Origin of the sequence: Rahnella sp. 2050 (assembly GCF_040544515.1) — a bacterium.
GTDB lineage: Bacteria > Pseudomonadota > Gammaproteobacteria > Enterobacterales > Enterobacteriaceae > Rahnella > Rahnella aceris.
The window spans coordinates 1,148,981-1,166,794 of record NZ_JBEPKE010000001.1 but is presented as its reverse complement, the minus strand read 5'-3'; the positions used below and the strand labels follow the sequence as shown (position 1 = coordinate 1,166,794).

The 17,814-nt window shown below is 53.0% G+C and carries 14 protein-coding genes; 6 read left to right on the top strand and 8 right to left on the bottom strand.

Annotated elements, in window-relative coordinates:
- The first annotated feature begins 92 nt into the window (after positions 1-92).
- Genes ABIC79_RS05140 through ABIC79_RS05130 form a run of 3 tightly spaced genes read left to right on the top strand, consistent with a single transcriptional unit; the run spans position 93 to position 4,884 of the window.
- Entirely contained in the window at positions 93-1,469 is a 1,377-nt protein-coding gene (locus ABIC79_RS05140) for a TolC family outer membrane protein (RefSeq protein ID WP_041673044.1), read from the top strand.
- A 50-nt stretch (positions 1,470-1,519) separates the two neighbouring features.
- Positions 1,520-3,697: a type I secretion system permease/ATPase gene (locus ABIC79_RS05135; protein WP_013574624.1), complete on the top strand. Its 2,178-nt coding sequence runs from the start codon at positions 1,520-1,522 to the stop codon at positions 3,695-3,697.
- A 17-nt stretch (positions 3,698-3,714) separates the two neighbouring features.
- Positions 3,715-4,884, top strand: coding sequence for a beta-barrel domain-containing protein (locus tag ABIC79_RS05130; protein ID WP_013574625.1), 1,170 nt, complete (start codon positions 3,715-3,717; stop codon positions 4,882-4,884).
- A gap of 638 nt (positions 4,885-5,522) precedes the next feature.
- Here the strand turns inward: ABIC79_RS05130 and ABIC79_RS05125 are convergent.
- Entirely contained in the window at positions 5,523-7,511 is a 1,989-nt protein-coding gene (locus ABIC79_RS05125; protein ID WP_217216373.1) for a DUF4034 domain-containing protein, read from the bottom strand.
- Between the two features lie 774 nt (positions 7,512-8,285).
- On the opposite strand from ABIC79_RS05125, the gene ompC reads away from it, so the two are divergent.
- Positions 8,286-9,413 carry a porin OmpC gene (ompC, locus tag ABIC79_RS05120; protein ID WP_013574627.1) on the top strand — a complete coding sequence of 376 codons (1,128 nt, stop codon included), beginning with the start codon at positions 8,286-8,288 and terminating at the stop codon, positions 9,411-9,413.
- Positions 9,414-9,514: 101 nt separating this feature from the next.
- On the opposite strand, the gene ABIC79_RS05115 is transcribed toward ompC, so the two are convergent.
- Positions 9,515-9,901: a helix-turn-helix domain-containing protein gene (locus ABIC79_RS05115; protein ID WP_013574628.1), complete on the bottom strand. Its 387-nt coding sequence runs from the start codon at positions 9,899-9,901 to the stop codon at positions 9,515-9,517.
- Positions 9,902-10,065: 164 nt separating this feature from the next.
- On the opposite strand from ABIC79_RS05115, the gene ABIC79_RS05110 reads away from it, so the two are divergent.
- Positions 10,066-10,368, top strand: a complete 303-nt coding sequence (locus ABIC79_RS05110; RefSeq protein WP_015689534.1) for a hypothetical protein — start codon at positions 10,066-10,068, stop codon at positions 10,366-10,368.
- Positions 10,369-10,428: 60 nt separating this feature from the next.
- Here ABIC79_RS05110 and ABIC79_RS05105 read toward each other — a convergent pair whose 3' ends face one another.
- The 5 genes from ABIC79_RS05105 to ABIC79_RS05085 form a co-directional block, all read right to left on the bottom strand.
- Positions 10,429-12,201 carry a penicillin-binding transpeptidase domain-containing protein gene (locus ABIC79_RS05105; RefSeq protein ID WP_013574629.1) on the bottom strand — a complete coding sequence of 591 codons (1,773 nt, stop codon included), beginning with the start codon at positions 12,199-12,201 and terminating at the stop codon, positions 10,429-10,431.
- A 219-nt stretch (positions 12,202-12,420) separates the two neighbouring features.
- Positions 12,421-12,663, bottom strand: coding sequence for a DinI family protein (locus tag ABIC79_RS05100; RefSeq protein ID WP_013574630.1), 243 nt, complete (start codon positions 12,661-12,663; stop codon positions 12,421-12,423).
- Positions 12,664-12,737: 74 nt separating this feature from the next.
- On the bottom strand, positions 12,738-13,703 hold the full coding sequence (locus tag ABIC79_RS05095) for a glutathione S-transferase family protein (RefSeq protein WP_354566602.1): 966 nt from the start codon (positions 13,701-13,703) through the stop codon (positions 12,738-12,740).
- Positions 13,704-13,895: 192 nt separating this feature from the next.
- Positions 13,896-15,677 carry an LPS biosynthesis-modulating metalloenzyme YejM gene (yejM, locus tag ABIC79_RS05090; protein ID WP_119261394.1) on the bottom strand — a complete coding sequence of 594 codons (1,782 nt, stop codon included), beginning with the start codon at positions 15,675-15,677 and terminating at the stop codon, positions 13,896-13,898.
- Between the two features lie 24 nt (positions 15,678-15,701).
- Complete coding sequence (locus ABIC79_RS05085; RefSeq protein ID WP_013574633.1) at positions 15,702-15,929, bottom strand: YejL family protein; 228 nt, start codon at positions 15,927-15,929, stop codon at positions 15,702-15,704.
- Positions 15,930-16,251: 322 nt separating this feature from the next.
- Here ABIC79_RS05085 and yejK point away from each other — a divergent pair, with 322 nt between their 5' ends.
- On the top strand, positions 16,252-17,256 hold the full coding sequence (gene yejK, locus ABIC79_RS05080; RefSeq protein ID WP_013574634.1) for a nucleoid-associated protein YejK: 1,005 nt from the start codon (positions 16,252-16,254) through the stop codon (positions 17,254-17,256).
- Between the two features lie 227 nt (positions 17,257-17,483).
- Here yejK and rplY read toward each other — a convergent pair whose 3' ends face one another.
- A complete protein-coding gene (gene rplY / locus ABIC79_RS05075; RefSeq protein WP_013574635.1) occupies positions 17,484-17,774 on the bottom strand; it encodes a 50S ribosomal protein L25 in 291 nt (96 codons plus the stop codon).
- Positions 17,775-17,814: the final 40 nt, after the last annotated feature.

Genomic DNA, 17,814 nt, shown 5'->3' with positions numbered 1-17,814 from the left:
TTTGCAAACGACTGCGCCCACCCAACCCTCCCCTTTGCAGGGGAGGGAGCAGTACCAAAAATATAAATCGGCGTAATTAAGTGGTGTCGGTAATGAAAAATAAGAGAGTGATGCGGTCACTGACCGTGATGTTGGGCACCTTGTGCCTGACCGGTTTAACAGGGAATACGGGGGTGACGGCGGCGGTTAAACAGCCGGAATTTAACTGGCAGGCTGCGCCGACCGAGGAGATGCGTGCCAGCCTGACGTTGCAGGATGCCATCCTGCGGGCATTTGCGCGTAATCCGCAAATTTCAGAAGCGGCGGCGCAAATTCGCGTCGGCAAAGGCAACCTTGATGAGGCAAAAAGCGCCTGGTATCCGCAGATTTCCTTACAGGGAACTGCCGGAAAATCACATCAGACTGACTCGGCAGGTAGCCTGAGTAATAACGCATCGGCGGGCGTCCAGCTCAGCCAGCTGCTGTATGACTTTGGTCGTACCGGCGGCAGCATCAGTCAGCAGGAATACCTGTCTGATGCCTATCGTTATTCGCTTTACAGCACAATGACTGATGTGGCGCTCAGTACCCTGCAGGCCTATCTCTCGGTCAAACGCTATCAGGCGCTGAGCCTGGCGGCGCGCGACAATATCGCTTCTCTCGAACGTGTGAGGGACACCGCCAGACTGCGGGCAGACGCCGGACTGAGTTCACAGTCTGACGTGTTGCAGGCAGAAACGCGTATCGCCGGAATGAGAGCCACCGTTGAGCAATACCGCGCGCAGCAACGTTCTGCACAGGCACAACTGACGGTGCTGACCGGCGTGGTGTCCGATAATTTGCCGGATCTGCCGCAAAGTCTGCTGGACCAGAAAGTGACCCTCGACAAAATCCCTTACGAAAACAGCACGCTGGTGCGTGCCGCGCAGGCTAAACAGCAGGCGGCGATTGAAGAAGTCAATCAGACCGAAGCTCAGCACTGGCCGACCCTGAAAGTGCAGGCAGGACGTACGCGCTATGAAAACAGCGGCGGTGGCGGTTCTTACTGGGACGATCAGGTACAGCTGGCGGTGGATGCGCCGGTGTATCAGGGCGGGGCGGTCAGCGCCAAAGTCCGCGCGGCAGAAGGCCAGCGGCAGGCGGCACAGGCCGAAGTCGAAAAAGCCAAGCTGGACATCAACCAGAAAGCGTCGGCAGCTTATGCCGATATGATCGGCGGTCAGCAGCGGCAACTGGCGGGTGAGGAACAGTTCGGCAGCGCGACGCATACCCGCAGCGTTTATCAGGATGAATACAAACTCAGCAAGCGCAGCCTGAACGATTTGCTCAGCGTTGAGCAGGACGTTTTTCAGGCCGATACGTCGCGCATTGGCGCGCTGTATGACGGCTGGGATGCGACGGTGCGCTACGCCGCCGCCGTGGACAATCTGGTCGATATGTTAGGCATCGACAGACACAAACAAACAGGTGACACCATCCCGATGCTGTAAGGCGCGGACAGGACGGGAATAAACCAGAAGCATTCGATATCGAGGTTGAAATGAGTAATGAAGCAACAACACCTTTGTCGATCGACGTCTGGATAAGCGCCATGGGGCGCGTGGCCGAAACATTCGGTAAACCAGCAGATCCGCTTTATCTTCGCCAGCAAATGCGCTGGTTCGAACATCAGCCGTTGCGGCGTCAGCTCGACCGGCTCAGCGGTCTGATGGGGCTTCAGGTGGGTATGGTCAGCTGGAATCAGGTGCGCTGGCGTCAGGAAGTGTTACCTGCCGTCATTACGCTGCAACAGGGTGGCATTGCGGTACTGGAAAATCTGCACGATGACGGCATGGTGGACTACTGGCTGAGCGATGGCGGCAACTTAGTGCGTTCGGCTGAACTGGTGGTGTTGCTTGAGCAAAGCACCGGTCCGGTCTTTCTGGTTGGTGTGGCACCGCGCGGGCGCGATCAGCGTATCGACCCGTTCGTTCAGCCGCATAAAAAACACTGGTTCTGGGATAACTTCCGGGGTTCCGGGCGCAAAATCGCGGAAATCTCGCTGGCCTCTATTCTCGGTAACGTGCTGGCGCTGGCGGGAATTTTGTTCTCAATGCAGGTGTATGACCGCGTTATTCCGGCGCAATCTTACCCGACCTTGTGGGTGCTGTTTTTCGGCGTGGTGCTGGCGGCGGGGATGGAATATGTCATCCGCCTGATGCGTACGCTGGTGTCGGATCTGATGGGCAAGAAAGTCGATCTGAAAGTCTCCTCGCTGTTTTTCGTGCGGGCGATGAATATCAAAAACGACGACCGGCCGAAATCCACCGGTTCCTTTATCTCTCAGTTGCGTGAAATCGATCAGGTGCGCGAACTGCTGACCTCGACCACCATCAGCGCGGCGGCGGATATGCCTTTCGTGTTGCTGTTCCTTGGCATCATGTTTTTCATCGGTGGCCCGCTGGTGATTATCCCGCTGCTGGCGATCCCGCTGATTGTCATTCCCGGCATTCTGATCCAGTGGCCGATGGCCAAACTGGCGAAAGAAGGTATGCGCGAAAGCGCACTGCGCAACGCCGTGCTGGTGGAAACCATCGAAGGCATCGAAGACATCAAAGCCTTGCAGGCGGAAGCCTATTTCCAGCGTCAGTGGGAACAGACGCACGAAGTGAGCGCGGCGGTCGGCATGAAGCAACGCGTGTGGGGCGCGCGCCTGACAGGCTGGGCCTCCACCGTGCAGCAACTGACTTACGGCGGCATGCTGGTTTTCGGCGTGTATCTGGTGCTCAGCGGCGACATCACCACCGGTACGCTGGTCGCCAGCAGCATGTTGTCATCGCGCACCATCGCACCGCTGATGCAACTGACGATGGTGTTTTCCCGCTGGCAGCATGCGAAAAGCGCCATGCGCGGGCTGGATGAACTGCTGAAAAAACCTGTTGACCGGCCAGCGGATGCGCAGTTGTCACATTGCCCGACGCTCAGCGGTCATTTCAATGTGCGTAATCTGCAATACACCTACGACAAAGAAAATGCGCCGAATGTGCTCGGTATCGGGCAACTGGAGATCAAGCCGGGCGAACGCGTGGCAATCCTCGGGAAAGTCGGTGCGGGTAAATCCACATTGCTCAAACTGCTGGCGGGGCAGGCCAGTCCGTCGCAGGGGAAAATTCTCATCGACGGCGTCGACATGACTAAAGTTGAACCGGCGGATATCCGCCGCCAGCTCGGTTATCTGTCGCAGGATTCGCGGCTGTTTTTCGGCACCTTGCGTCAGAACCTGATGCTGGGTTATCCGCACGCGACTGACCAGGAAATGCTGCAGGCGTTACGTATCAGTGGCGCGTTGTCGATGGTGCAGGCCGACGCGTCGAGCCTGGATAAAATCATTAACGAAGGCGGGCGCGGGTTGTCCGGCGGTCAGCGGCAGATGGTGATGCTGAGCCGCATGATCCTGCGTAACCCGCAGGTGGTGCTGATGGACGAACCGACCGCGTCGATGGATGAACAACTGGAAGAATACGTCATCCGTCAGTTACATGGCTGGCTGGTGGGGCGGACGCTGATTGTGGTGACGCACCGTCCGGCGCTGCTCAGGCTGGTGGACAGGATCGTCGTGATGGATAACGGGCGCGTGGTGGCTGACGGACCGCGGGATCAGATCCTCGCCAAAGTAGCCAGCACCACGCCCGCTCCGGCAGCGGCGGTCATGGACGATAAAAAACAAGGCGCAGCCTGAGCTGCTAAGGACACCGCATGGCACATCTGACATTGCATGATGAACTGGAAGCCGAAAGCCGCAAAGTCTCGTGGATTATCTGGGGCACGCTGGCCAGTTTGCTGGTGTTTTTTGTCTGGGCACGTTTTGCTGTGCTGGACGAAGTAACGGTCGGTACCGGCAAAGTGACGCCATCGAGCAAAGCACAGCAAATTGACTCGCTCGATGGTGGCGTAATTTTAAAACTGATGGTGCAGGAAGGATCAGTGGTGAATCGCGGACAGCTTCTGGCGCAGCTTGACCCGACACGTTCTCAGTCAAACTATGGCGAGGCCGCCTCCCGTGTGCGGACATTACGTGCTTCTTCTGAACGTCTGAGCGCTGAACTGACCGGCGCACCGCTGAAATTCAGCCCCGAAACCATGAAATCACCGGAACTGGTGGCGCGTGAACGCCAGTTATATTTATCACGTAAGCAGAACCGTGATGAAACGGTGACTAACCTGCAACAGTCGCTCAGACTGGTGAACGATGAAATCAACATGACGCAACCCCTGGTGGCCAAAGGCGCGGCAGGGCAGGTCGAAGTCATTCGCCTCAAACGTCAGGCCAGCGAACTGCGCGGAAAAATCGACGATGCCACTAACCAGTACGCGGTACGTGCGCGTGAGGAGCAGGTGAAAAATAACGCCGATCTGGACGCTGAATTGCAGGTGTTGGCCGGTAAAGAAGATCAGGTGACGCGCTCTGAGCTGTATTCGCCGGTTCACGGCATTGTTAAAGACATTCAGGTTTCCACTGTCGGCGGTGTTCTGCAACCGGGTGGCAAGCTGATGGAAATCGTGCCGATTGAAGATCAGCTGCTGATCGAAACCCGCATTAACCCGCGCGACATCGCCTATATCCGCCCCGGACTGCCTGCCACGGTAAAAATCTCGGCGTACGATTCATCAATCTATGGCGATCTGGACGGTAAAGTTGAAGGTGTCTCACCGGATACGTTGCAGGATGAAGTGAAGCGCGACCAGTACTATTACCGTGTGTATGTCCGCACCGACAAAGCTTTCCTGACCAACAAAGCCGGGCGCCAGTTCCCGATCGTGCCGGGGATGGTGGCGAATGTGGATATCAAAACCGGTCAGAAAAGCGTGCTGGATTATCTGATTAAACCGTTGAATAAGGTGAAAGAATCCCTGAGGGAGAGGTAAGCAGGAGGGCGCTGCTGCTGAGGCTTTAAAGTCAACACCTTGGGCTCGCCGCCCAAACTGGCCCAGAGGACGCGTAAGCGCGCGCCCTCTGGACTCCGGCGGTATTTTAACTGCGCGCTCTGCTCGCTGACTATGTTTCAGCTGCCGCAGTGATAGCCATAAAGCTCCCTCCCCTGCGAAGGGGAGGGTTGGGGTGGGGTATTAAAGAAAAATCAGAGAGTTAAAGTAAGCTTTGACTAAGTGTTAGCCCGTAAAACCCCCTCCCAACCTCCCCCTTCGCAGGGGGAGGAGGAAAGATAAAACATTCTGTCGTTGAATTTAAGATCGTGCGGGCGATTCAGAAATCTTGCTGAACGGAGCGGCTTCGAGACCTGTGGCTCGAAGACCGAGTGAAGGCACCGCGCAGCGGCAAGATTTCCAGCCTGTCTCTGCGGCAACTGAAACATAGCCAGCACGCGATAGCGCTTGTTGAAAAGCGAAGGGAGATCCAAGAGGGAAAAAGCACTTTTCCCTCTTGGTCGGTTTCGGCGCGAAAGGCTCTGCGATAACAGTTATTGAGAAACCAAAATATTCCCGCTCAAGCCTTCACGGCCAGTGAAAACCCAAAATTTGCACCTTTATAAAAGGGGTTCAAGCCGCTATTGCAGCGGCTCCTGCAATCTAAACCCGGCGATAGGATCTTCAATCTCAGTCTTGCGCTTGTCCTGCCACAAATTCATCCTCGCCCGCAGCGAGCCGCTGAGTTCATCGTGAACCTGCTTCGCCGCCTCGGATTCCGGGTTCAGCTCAAGCACGAATTCCATAAATTTATCCGCGATATAACGGTTTTTCTTCACGCCGGTACCGGTCAGCCAGGCCATGCCAAGGGTATAAGCGGCTTCGGCGCGATCCGGGTGTGCGGCGTTATGCAGAATTTCCGGCAGCCAGACTTCTGCTGCCTGACGTTTCTCGGCATCTGAGCCATTATCCAGCGCGCAACTGGCGCGATAGTAGGCGGCGGACAGGTGCCCGGCGTCTATCGCACGCTGATACCACTGCATCGCCTGTTCATAATCCGGTTCGCCGCTCAGCCCGTCGCGCAGCGCGTTAGCGCAGGTAAACATAGCCGGAACCATGCCAGAGCGGGCGGCGCTGAGCACACAATCCATCGCATTACTGTCATTGTGATAATGCTCAGGCACATCATGGTGCCAGCCGTTGCGGTAGAAGAAATACAGCTCGTAGCAGTGAATGGCACTGCCGTGGCGCGCCATGCCGGTCATCAGAAAATGAGCGGCATCGATGTCGTCATTGATTGCCATATCATGCGCCAGCGTGACCAGATCGCTGACCGGTTGTTCATCCCCCGATTGCTGGATAAGCGACCATGCGTGTTCCATCAGCCCTTCACTTAACTCTGGCCGGGCTGGCAGTCCGTACAATCCGAATTGCAGCGCCGTCGCGGCAAACGCGACCAGCACCGGATCATTGGCCTGGCTCAGGCCGCGGGTCAGTAACTGAGTGAGTACCGGCAAACCTTCTTCATGACCGTTTGCCAGCACGGCGCGGGAAATAAACATGCGGGCAGAATGGCCCGGCATCGCCTGCGGTGAAACGGCGAACAATGCGTCATAAACGGTCAGGCCGGCCTGATCATCATCCTGCCAGTAAGCGGTACAAATCCCGGCGAGATCCAGCAGGCGGACGCGGGTTTCAGGCGTGAGGGGCTGAGCCAGTAAAGTCGCCAAACGCTGCTGGAGTTCCTGCGCCCGCGGTGATTCCCGTTCTGCAATATCGCCGGATAGCGCATCGCACAGCGCGTTCGCACGAAACTGGTTACGTTCTTCATCGCTGAATTCCGCACACAGCGGGCTGTCGATAATCAGCATCTGTTGCTCGTCGCTGCCGCCCCAGAACGCGGAATGGAATAACAGGTAGGATTCCATCGTGCCGACGTCGGCGTGACGCACGGACATCGCCATGCGCAGCCAGTAATCCAGCGCTTCTTCACCGGTTTTTCGGGTTTGCTGTAACGCGGCAGGTAACATTTGCGGCCAGTGTGTGGCAGGTTCGAACCCGAGGGCGTGGATATGCGCCACCCCGGCTTGCCAGATTTCACTGTCCTGAATCGAAAACTTCTCATGCAGGGGCTTGGGGATTTCGCCAGCGAAAAGAGATTTCAGCCAGTAAGGCTCACCGAAACCCCCGCTGAGATTCATCAGATGGCGGAACGCATGAGTCGGGCGCGGGTGTAATTCGATGGCGCGTAAAAACGCCAGCACGGCGTAATCGCAACACAACTGGGCACCGAGCCACTGGTGATCTTCAATTTCATTTTCGCCCTGAGACTGGCGGATCAACCAGGCATTTTCATGCCAGACCATGCCCAGCAATACGTGAGCGTGGTAGCTCTGCGGGCATTGCTGCGCCCAGTCACTGAGAACTTCCAGCGGATTAAGTGCAGGCGATTCCGTACCGGTAAACAGAGTGGCCGGATGCATCAGCAGGCCGTAATCGCTTTGGCCTTCGCCCTGATTCTGCCAGCCACGCATCAGTGACAACAGCCACTCGTCGAGTTTTAGAAAACGGCGGGTTGCCAGAAGCATTCTGGCTTTGGATATGTTGTCTAGCTGATCCTGTTGTGGCATGAGGTTCCCTGAACGGTTGAATAAAGAAGCTGTTGCGTGGCACCGCAGTTTATCGGTCTTCCCGGCGGTGATCAGCGGGATTGGTCTGACTTTGGCTATAGTAACGGATCTGAAGTGTCGCTGACCAACAAAGCCTCTCCACAATATCGATTAATAATTTTCCGAAAATACCTTATTAATTTAATGGATTAGATATCGAATATTAAGAAAATCGAAATTCAAAAGATGGAGATAATGTGAAGTAATTATGGAGAAATACAGTCAACGGGCGCGATATAATCAATGATGAATATCACAGAGTGATATTATATCTTTGTAAATCAAAAAAAACCGGCCACAAAGGGCCGGCTGTTGTTTCCACAAAACGGGGAATGAGGGTAATTGAATAACAAATAATGATGATAGCGAGAGAGAGTATATATTATTGCTGAATGTATGATTTATCACTTAGTGCGGTAACGGGTTTAATTAATTAATTGATATATATCATTTTTTTATTAAATTAGCTTTGCGTGCTTTATTTTAACAAAAATAAACAGACGTAAATTTACGCAAAATTAATATATTGTTACATATTCTAATATATACGTAATGTCTTCACTAATTTCGTATCATTTTCTTTCTGGATTAAAAGAATCTATATCATGAGAATGGAACTGCCATGTCGGGCCAACATTTATACAGATACAAAAAACGTTATGCAGATTTAAAGCGGTAAAAAAAACTGTACTTTACATTTAGTGGCACGGTCCGACACCTATCGAGGACAAAAAAATGAAAATCCGTGTTCTTTCACTCATGATCCCTGCTTTAGTGGTGGCGGGATCAGCAAGTGCGGCAGAAGTTTATAATAAAGATGGTAATAAACTGGACCTGTACGGTTTAGTGGATGGCTTGCACTACTTCTCTAACGACAAAGGTTCTGATGGCGATCAGAGCTACATCCGCCTTGGTTTCAAAGGCGAAACCCAGATTACTGATCAACTGACGGGTTACGGCCAATGGGAATATCAGGTTCAGGCTAATCAGGCTGAAAGCTCTGATGACGGTGACCGCGCATTTACCCGTTATGGTTTTGCAGGTCTGAAATTTGGCGACATGGGTTCATTCGACTACGGTCGTAACAACGGCGTGATGTATGACGTTGCCGCCTGGACCGACATGCAGCCTGAGTTCGATGGTTCCACTTATGGTGCTGACCAGTTCCTTTATCAGCGTACCAACGGCGTGGCAACTTACCGCAACGACAATTTCTTTGGTCTGGTCGATGGCCTGCACTTTGCCCTGCAATATCAGGGTAAAAACGACAGCGGCGGCGGCGAACCAGGTACCCGTGATGTGCTGACACAGAACGGCGACGGTTACGGTATGTCGCTGAGCTACGATATTGGCGCGGGCGTCAGCGTAGCGGGTGCCTTCTTCAACTCTGACCGTACTGACGAGCAGAACTCTGCACCGGGTATCATGGGCGACGGTAAAAAAGCCGAAGGTTACACCGGTGGTCTGAAATATGACGCGAATAACGTCTATCTGGCTGCGATGTTTACCCAGGCTTACAACGCTTCCCGCTTCGGTTCCACCGATTCAGAAGCTTACGGTTATGCTAACGAATCCCAGGCATTTGAAGCCTATGCAAGTTATCAGTTCGATTTCGGTTTGCGTCCGTTCGTAGCTTATAACCAAACCCGCGGTAAAGATTTAGGTTCAGACCGTCTGGGTAATAACTACCAGGATCAGGATCTGGTTAAATTTGTTGACCTCGGTGCGACTTACTACTTCAACAAAAACATGTCAGCCTACGTTGACTATAAAATTAACCTGATCGACAGCAGCACCTTCACCGACAACGCTGGCATCAATACCGATGACGTGACGGCGGTAGGTCTGGTGTATCAGTTCTAAGCGTGCCTTTCTCAGACACAGAATAGCGCTTAGCAGTAAAGAATAAGCAGTAAAAGAACGCGGCCTCTGATGGCCGCGTTTTTTGTGAGTTTCTGACAGCTTCAGGCAGATTTCTGATGGATGAGATGCAGCGGGGGAGAGACATCAAGTTTGATGTCAGGGTTCTGGCGGAATTCATGTGGCGTTATGTTGAAACGCTTGCGGAACATGTAGGTGAAATGCGATTGCGAACCAAAACCGAAATCCATAGCAATGTCAAAAATCGGGGTTTCACTGCTGCTCAGCTGATAAACAGCACTCGCCAGACGGCGTTCCCTGATGTACTTCCCCAGAGAAATGCCTGTCGATTCTTTGAACAGTTTTTGCATGTGCCAGAGCGAATAGCCTGAATACTCAGCCAGTTCTTCAAGATGGATCACACGACCAAGATGGCCTTCAATCCATTTGCTGAGTGCGCAGACGATAGCGATATGAATGTCTTGAGCCATAACCAGTCTGTATTAAGGTTGAATATCGCTATTATACACGAGTTCGCCAGGTTGGCGTGGCAGCTGTTGCTCAGAGATGTTCAGGGGGGGGCAGACAATAATGGCCCGGTGGGCAGGACTGTAATGACAGCCGCGCGGGCCATGTTTTAACGTAACAGGATCCAGTGGATCAAACGGGCGATGCCATCGTCCACCACGACTATCCCGACGAGAATAAGAACAATCAAAACCACAAAGTTCTTACCGGTTGGCAAAATGATGTCTCCCTTTATCCCTTTTCAGGGAACGGAACTCAGTTACCAGGGGCTGCTGCCCTGCATATTCAGTGCAATCACACCCAGACAAACCGCAACAAAGATCAAAAATACGATAAGAAGCCGTTTCATTCTTTTTTTACAGAGCCTGCGCTCTTCCTCCACAGTGAGTCAGCCAGCAATTTCTTTAGCCACAAACACTGCGAACGTTAACCGCTTATTTCTGCGAGATCCAGTCTGTCAGAAATTTTTCATCTTTTTGCTCGCGTTTGATTAACCGTCTGTGGCCGGGCGACGTACCAGATCGGTTTTCTGCCCGCCATTAATCACCGTCGTTGGTGGCGTTTCCGGCACCAGCGCATCCGGCGCAATGTTCATATGGTTAAGGATTTCGCCCATAATCTGCCCGAAAATCGGGCCTGCAACCGAACCACCGAAGTGCTTGCCCGCTTGCGGATTATTGACCATCACCACCAGTGCAACACGCGGATTACTGGCAGGCGCAACACCGGCGGTGTAGTTGATGTAACCGCCGTCGTATTTGCCACTGGCTCCCATTTTTTCCGCCGTACCGGTTTTAATCGCCAGACGGTATCCCGGCACCGCAGCGCTGAGGCCGGAGCCGCCGGGCAGGGCGTCACTTTCCATCATATGAATCACGGTTCTGACCACGTCAGCCGACATCACACGGGTACCAAGCACCGGCGGCGTGACTTTGGTTATCGACAGCGGGCGGTAAATACCTTCGGCACCAATCGTGGCGTATTCACGGGCGATTTGCAGTGGCGTGACGCGCAGGCCGTAGCCAAAGGAGAAGGTAGCGCGCTCGATATCAGCCCAGCGGTCACGGTGGAGCGGGAAATAACCACTGCTTTCGCCACCGATACCCAGATCTGTCGGTTTGCCCAAACCAAAGGACTGATAAAGCTGAACCAGTACACTGGCAGGCATCGCCAGCGCAATGTGCGACACCGCAATGTCACTGGATTTTTGCAAGATACCGGTGATGGTCAGCGCTGGCCAATGACCAACGTCGCGGATCAGGTGGCCGTTAACGGTATACGGATGGGTATCGAGAACGGAATCCGGACGGATCATATGGCGGTTCAGACCCGCCATCACCACCAGCGGTTTGACCGTCGAACCCGGTTCGAAACTGTCGCTGATCGCCACATTTCGCATGTCTTTTGCCTGAACACCGGCATAGTTATTGGGATTATAGGACGGATAGGACGCCATCCCTAAAATCTCACCGGTATTCACATCCACCAGAACAGCAGCACCGGATTCAGCCTGGTTAAGCGTAACGCCATCGCGCAGCCGCGAGTACAAAACGTACTGCATAAAACTGTCGATACTCAGGTTGATGGTGGGCGGCTGTTGTGGCGCGACTTCTTTCAGGATGCCGATCACATTGCCATGGCGATCCTGACGGTATTCGCGCATGCCCGGTTTGCCCTGCAGCAGAGCATTAAAGCCTTTTTCAACGCCAGTCAGGCCTTCATTATCTGTCCCGACGACGCCGACCAGATTTGCTGCGGCTTCACTCATCGGGTAATAACGGCTGTCATCGAGCTGACTGCTGATGCCGCCGAGGTGCAGCTGGCTGATATCTGCGGCGATGCCTTCTTCTATTTTGCGGCCGAGATAGACGAAGCGGCGTTGAGGATCACTGGTGATGGTTTGCTGGAGCTGCGAAAGTGGCATATTCAGCGCGGAAGCCAGATATTGCCACTTCGGACTGTTCAGGTCGCTGTGCAATTCCAGCACACGGAACGGATCGGCGATAATGTCTTTTGAGGCGACGCTCAGCGCCAGCGGATGGCCGTTACGATCAACAATAGTGCCGCGCCCGGCAGGGATGACAGTGGAACGCAACGAGCGGGAGTCGGCTTCTTTTTCCAGCATTGGCTGGTTGAGCAATTGCAGGTAGCCCACCCGGCCGAGCAGAAGCGCCAGACAACAGACAATACCGAGACAAATCAGCGCAAAGCGCTTGGTGTAGAAATTAGGTTGGGCGCTGGATTTTTTTAGGCTCGGTGGCATGGCGGTTTCGCAAAGTCATTGGCGCGTGTGAAGCGAAAAGCGAAGGTGCGGGAACAATGTACCGGATGAAATCACCCAGGTCTGTACCTCATTCTGTGCAACTCATCGCTCTGATTGATAATGAATTTCGTATAACCCGCACATCTTATATTAAGCCATAGCGATGGATTGTTTATTTCAATTGCTCTTTGTAAGTAAGTGCAACGGCAAGGTGGATTTTTACTCCACAGCGAGCCACTCATCGGCTTCTTCGAACATTTCCTCTAACATTTGGTTTAACTGCGAACGTTCCTGCTTGCTGGCACCGTGGGTATTCAGCCCGTTAGCCTGCATCGGTTTTACTTTTACTTCCGCGTCAGGAAACAGACGGTGTACCCGTTTAACCAGTTCCGCTTCAATCTTTTCACTGGCATTGGGGATGCCGGAGACATTCCGTTTGTCAAAAATCAGTTCGACCCGCATAACTTTCCTCATAAAAGACAGGGAGAAATAACTGTTGAAATATACAGTCTTATTTGTGCGGGTCCAAGTGATTTTTAGTCTGTTCTCTGCATAACGCCGCGCCCGATGAGACGCTGACGATCGTGAGGGCGGCGCAGATCAAGCTGCGGACCTACCGGAACGATACCTGTCGGATTCAGCCATAAAATACCGTAGTAACCTTGTTTGATATGCGCCAGGTTTACCGTGTCGCTGACCCCCGGCCACTGATAGAGTTCACGCAAATAATTTGAAAGATTTCGATAGTCTTCAATACGGCGAATATTACATTTGAAGGCACCGTGATACGCGCTGTCGAAACGCACCAGAGTGACGAACAGACGCCAGTCGGCTTCGGTAATATATTCACCGGCCATGTACCGGTGGGTGTTTAAATGCGCCTCAAGGGTATCGAGCGTGCCGAACAGTTGGGTCACGGCGTCGTTATAGCTTGCCTGAGTCTTCGCAAAGCCTGTCTTGTACACACCGTTGTTGACGTCGTGATAAATCACTTCATTCCAGCGGTCGATGTCTTCGCGCAGGGCAGCAGGATAAAAGTTATCCCGATTTCCGGTCAGTGCATCAAACGTATGGTTAAGAATGCGGATAATGTCAGCCGATTCATTATTGATGATACGTCCTTCGCGACGGTCCCACAGTACGGGCACGGATACTTTGCCGGTATAGTGTGCATCGCTGGCGGTATAGAGCTGATGGATGTAACGCACCTGCTCAATCTTTTCGCCTGCATCCTGCGGCGTGTCGAACGTCCAGCCATTTTCACCAATCACTGGCTGAGCAACGGATACCTGAATGAATTTTTCCAGCCCTTTCAGATGGCGGAAAATTAACGTGCGCGAGGCCCACGGACACAAATAAGAGACGAAAAGCTGATACCGTCCGGCTTCCGGCTCAAGATGTGTCTGGCGAAAGGCAGTTTCCTCACGATGAAATGCCCCGTTTTTTATTTCTTCTTTCGCGACGTCGCCGCTTACCCATTTTCCGTTGACCAGTCCCGCCACGATGGTTGCACTCCGCTCATTTTTTAGAAAGTTATCAGAATATAGGGTCCACCGTAACGGTTTCAAGCTGCGCTATAAACGACATTATTTTCAAGAAGAAGGTCAAATAATTTGATAGGGGAAAATGGGCGTGGCCCAATAAAAAAGCCAACCGGTCAGGGTTGGCTTTCATTTTTGCGCTAACGGCGAATGTCAGTTTGCCAGGAAGCGTTTTTCATCTGTCAGCACCTGAAGCAGCAAGCCAAGCTCGGGTTTCTGATCTTTAATCCGCTTGCCGTTAATGTCAAAAGCGCGGTAATCCCCGTTATTTTCCAGTTCCAGCGTCTGGTCCGGGGTGGTGATCACCAGCGTACCGTCGTCGCTGGTCGTGACCCAGTTATGACGACGCTTCGCAGCGAACAAATCTTCGCCCTGCGAGTAATCCGCCGGGGCCGTAGTGACGTGCAACAGGCGCTGCATCAGCGTGGTCATCACATCGGCATGATCCGTCAGCTTATCGATATTCTGCGCCGGTGTGCCCGGCCAGTGAATGATCAGCGGAACCTGCAACTGGCGGCGGTTCATCGAGTTACCTGACCCCCAGGTGCCATTCTCGTTGAATTCAATACCGTGTGAGGCGGTAATGACCACCACGGTTTTATCCAGCTCTCCGCGGTCTTTTAACGATTGCAGGATGGCCTTGATTTGATCATCCACGCCCAGTGCACCGTTCTGATAGCGACGAATAAAGGTGTTACCGGTTGGCACACTGGCCCCGTCCTGACGCAATGCACTGCTGATGCCGTTCAGGTTCACGTAGGAGAACCACGGTCCGTTGCCAAGGCCATTCAGCCATTGTTGCCATTGATAAACGGTTTGCTGGTCAGTCTGTTTGACTGGCGGCGGCAAGGTGAAATCGGTCAGTAATGCCTGGCGATACAGCGGGCTGTTAAAACCGTCTGAGGCAAATAAACCAAATTCGTAACCTTGTTGCTCCAGCGATGTCACCAGCGCAGAAGGTTTACGCGCCGCCAGAATCCCCTGCATATAGCTTGGCGAAATCCCGTAGAACAGGCCGAACTGCCCGGTGTCATTACGGTTTCCGGAACTGAAATGCTGATCAAAACGAATGTTATGTTTGGCAAAATCACTCAGTGCTGGCATGTCTTTATCCAGCGTGGCGGTATGGACACCGTCGAGTACCACCATCAGCAAATTATACTTCGACCCGGTTTTCGCGAAGCTGAGGGTATTCAGCGGATATTCCACTGCCAGCGCTTCAGGGTTGCCTTGTTCGATCAGCCGTTTCTGGTATTCACCGGCATTCAGCAAGCCGTGTTTTTCAAGGAATTTGCGTGCCGTCATCGGATACGACAGCGGAAGATTCGCGCGCTGCATAGTGATCGGGCGATAGAAGTTGGCATCCGCCCAGATATACATCAGATGCGAAGCAAAGAAACTGGCAATGAACAGCACGACAATCGGTTTGGCGAAATTACGGCGGTTCAGGCTGCGCAGCTTTTGCCACGCCCAGGTACCAAACAGCATTTCGAGCAGGAATATCACCGGCACAGCAATAAACATCAGCTGCCAGTCGCGGGCCATCTCGCCCTGAACGGGATTGACCACCAGTTCCCACACAACCGGATTAATATGCAGGTGGAAACGGGTAAAGACTTCGGTATCGACCAGGAGCAGGGTCAGCCCGGCAGTAGCCAGAATAGCGGATAAGAACCGCAGCAGGCGTTGTGACATCACCACGAAGGTGAGCGGGAAGATGATCAGTAAATATGCCGAGAAACCGATAAAACTGAAATGCCCAAGCCAGCTGACCAGCGCGTAAATACGCCCCTGCAATGAAGAAGGCCAGTCAGAAACAAACAGGTAGCGGCTGCCGATCCCAAGAATGAGCAGGATATTAAACAGGGCGAACCAGTGGCCCCAGCTGATCATCTGGGATACTTTTTCGCGATAGCGCTGACGATTTGTCACCATGAGAGGGTTTGGGCAAGTTGTGAATTAATGGGCTTTATCTTCTCTTATCGACGCTTGCAACGCTTTCGCAAAGGACTGCGACAAGGCTTTGCGCTGTGCAGGAGCGACGCTGGTATTAATAAGGTTTGTCACCATATTGCCCAGAACCATCAGAGCCAGGTCTGTCGGGGCGCGGTGTTTTTCCAGAACTGTCGCCAGCTCGGAAAGGAGCTGTTCAACGTGTTCGTCACTGTAACGGGATGATTGTGCCATAGAGTATTGTGCTTCTTGATCCGACAAAGTCCAATATCTTAGCGTATCACGCCTCTGTTTTCCGCATTTTTATAACCCCTTCACACTTCGGGTTGCAGATGCGTTGACTGCACTCAGTCACCCGAATCACTTACCGGCGTAAGCTCATCGGGATTTCTTCGTTTGCCGCCTTCCTGCAACACGAATTATTTTGGGTTTTTTCTCGCATCAAACTCTTATTTCTAAGGCATGAGCGGTTGCGGCTTTGACGCTTCGGTGTTTGAATACGCCCCGCAGACAAACCCTTCTTACACGGCTGCAATTCTTACAGGAGAAAATCCCCATGAGTCTGGATCTCGAGCAGATCGCTCTGCACCAGTTGAACAAACGTGATGAGCAAACGCTGGATGTTGTGCTGCGTGATACGCTTCTGACGCCCAATGCTGCCGTTGATGAAATGATGGCAGAACTGCACCGCGTCTACAGTGCAAAAAGCAAAGCGTACGGTCTGTTCAATGAAGACAGCGAGCTGGCAGTCGCATTACGCAGTTGCCGCAAAGGGGACGACGATTTCCTGTCATTCAGCCGCGCTGCCACTGGCCGTCTGCGTGACGAACTGGCGAAATACCCGTTTGCCGAAGGCGGCGTGGTGCTTTTCTGTCATTACCGCTTCCTGGCAGTCGAATATTTACTGGTTGCCGTGCTGAACAGCCGCAGCAGTATGCGCGTCAATGAACAGCTGGATGTCAGCAGCATTCATTATCTCGACATCAATCATGCGGATATTGTGGCGCGTATTGATCTGACGGAATGGGAAACCAATCCGGAATCGACCCGTTACCTCACCTTCCTGAAAGGCCGGGTAGGGCGCAAAGTCTCTGACTTCTTTATGGATTTCCTCGGCGCATCCGAAGGTCTGGATACCAAGGCGCAGAACCGTGGCCTGCTGCAGGCGGTTGATGATTTCTGTACCGAAGCGCAGCTCGATAAAAACGAGCGTCAGAATTACCGTCAGCAGGTTTATACCTACTGCAACGAGCAACTGCAGGCGGGCGAGGAGATCGCGCTGGATGATCTGTCCGAAGAACTGCCGCCGTGGAATGACAAGAAATTTAAAGAATTTACCCAGGAGCAGGGCTATCAGCTGGAAGAAACCTTCCCGGCCGACCGCAGCACCTTGCGTCAGCTGACCAAATTCGCTGGCAGCGGCGGCGGTCTGAGCATCAATTTTGATGCCATGCTGATGGGCGAACGCATTTTCTGGGATCCGGCGACCGATACGCTGACCATTAAAGGCACACCGCCGAATCTGCGGGATCAATTGCAGCGCAAAGCGGGCAATAAATAATCGCACCCTCCCCTGCGAAGGGGAGGGTTGGGGTGGGGTATTAAAGCAAAATCAAGATGTTGAAGTGTGCTTTAGAAAAGGGTATTAGCCCTTAAAACCCCCACCCAACCTCCCCCTTCGCAGGGGGAGGAGCAAATCAGAATAGCGCCCAATAAAAAACGCCGCATAAGCGGCGTTTTTTATTTGTTCTCGCACGGCGTCCCGATGCGCAACAACTCAGTCAGCGATTAAACGCGAACGAAGTCGATGTGAGCCAGTTTTGGCTTGAACGGGTGACGCTGTACAGCCTGAACTTTAACTTTGGTTTCTTTACCGTCGATAACCAGAGTAATTGCTTCAGAGTAGAACTCCGCTTTAACTTCCAGATTCTTGACAGAATCGTGGTCCAGTTTGATAGAAACCGGAGCAGCTGAGCCACCGTAAACGATAGCTGGGAATTTGTTTGCTGTACGCAGGCGGCGGCTCGCACCTTTGCCCTGCTCGTCCTGTGGACGTACTTCTACATTGATAGTGATCATTGTATGTTTCTCGATTAGAACTACTTCTAAAATGTGCCCC

Excerpts from the sequence above, each read along its gene's own strand:
- ABIC79_RS05140 (WP_041673044.1), top strand. The coding sequence starts at position 93 with ATGAAAAATAAGAGAGTGATGCGGTCACTGACCGTGATGTTGGGCACC.
- ABIC79_RS05135 (WP_013574624.1), top strand. The coding sequence starts at position 1,520 with ATGAGTAATGAAGCAACAACACCTTTGTCGATCGACGTCTGGATAAGC.
- ABIC79_RS05130 (WP_013574625.1), top strand. The coding sequence starts at position 3,715 with ATGGCACATCTGACATTGCATGATGAACTGGAAGCCGAAAGCCGCAAA.
- ABIC79_RS05125 (WP_217216373.1), bottom strand. The coding sequence starts at position 7,511 with ATGCCACAACAGGATCAGCTAGACAACATATCCAAAGCCAGAATGCTT.
- ompC (WP_013574627.1), top strand. The coding sequence starts at position 8,286 with ATGAAAATCCGTGTTCTTTCACTCATGATCCCTGCTTTAGTGGTGGCG.
- ABIC79_RS05115 (WP_013574628.1), bottom strand. The coding sequence starts at position 9,901 with ATGGCTCAAGACATTCATATCGCTATCGTCTGCGCACTCAGCAAATGG.
- ABIC79_RS05105 (WP_013574629.1), bottom strand. The coding sequence starts at position 12,201 with ATGCCACCGAGCCTAAAAAAATCCAGCGCCCAACCTAATTTCTACACC.
- ABIC79_RS05100 (WP_013574630.1), bottom strand. The coding sequence starts at position 12,663 with ATGCGGGTCGAACTGATTTTTGACAAACGGAATGTCTCCGGCATCCCC.
- yejM (WP_119261394.1), bottom strand. The coding sequence starts at position 15,677 with ATGGTGACAAATCGTCAGCGCTATCGCGAAAAAGTATCCCAGATGATC.
- ABIC79_RS05085 (WP_013574633.1), bottom strand. The coding sequence starts at position 15,929 with ATGGCACAATCATCCCGTTACAGTGACGAACACGTTGAACAGCTCCTT.
- yejK (WP_013574634.1), top strand. The coding sequence starts at position 16,252 with ATGAGTCTGGATCTCGAGCAGATCGCTCTGCACCAGTTGAACAAACGT.
- rplY (WP_013574635.1), bottom strand. The coding sequence starts at position 17,774 with ATGATCACTATCAATGTAGAAGTACGTCCACAGGACGAGCAGGGCAAA.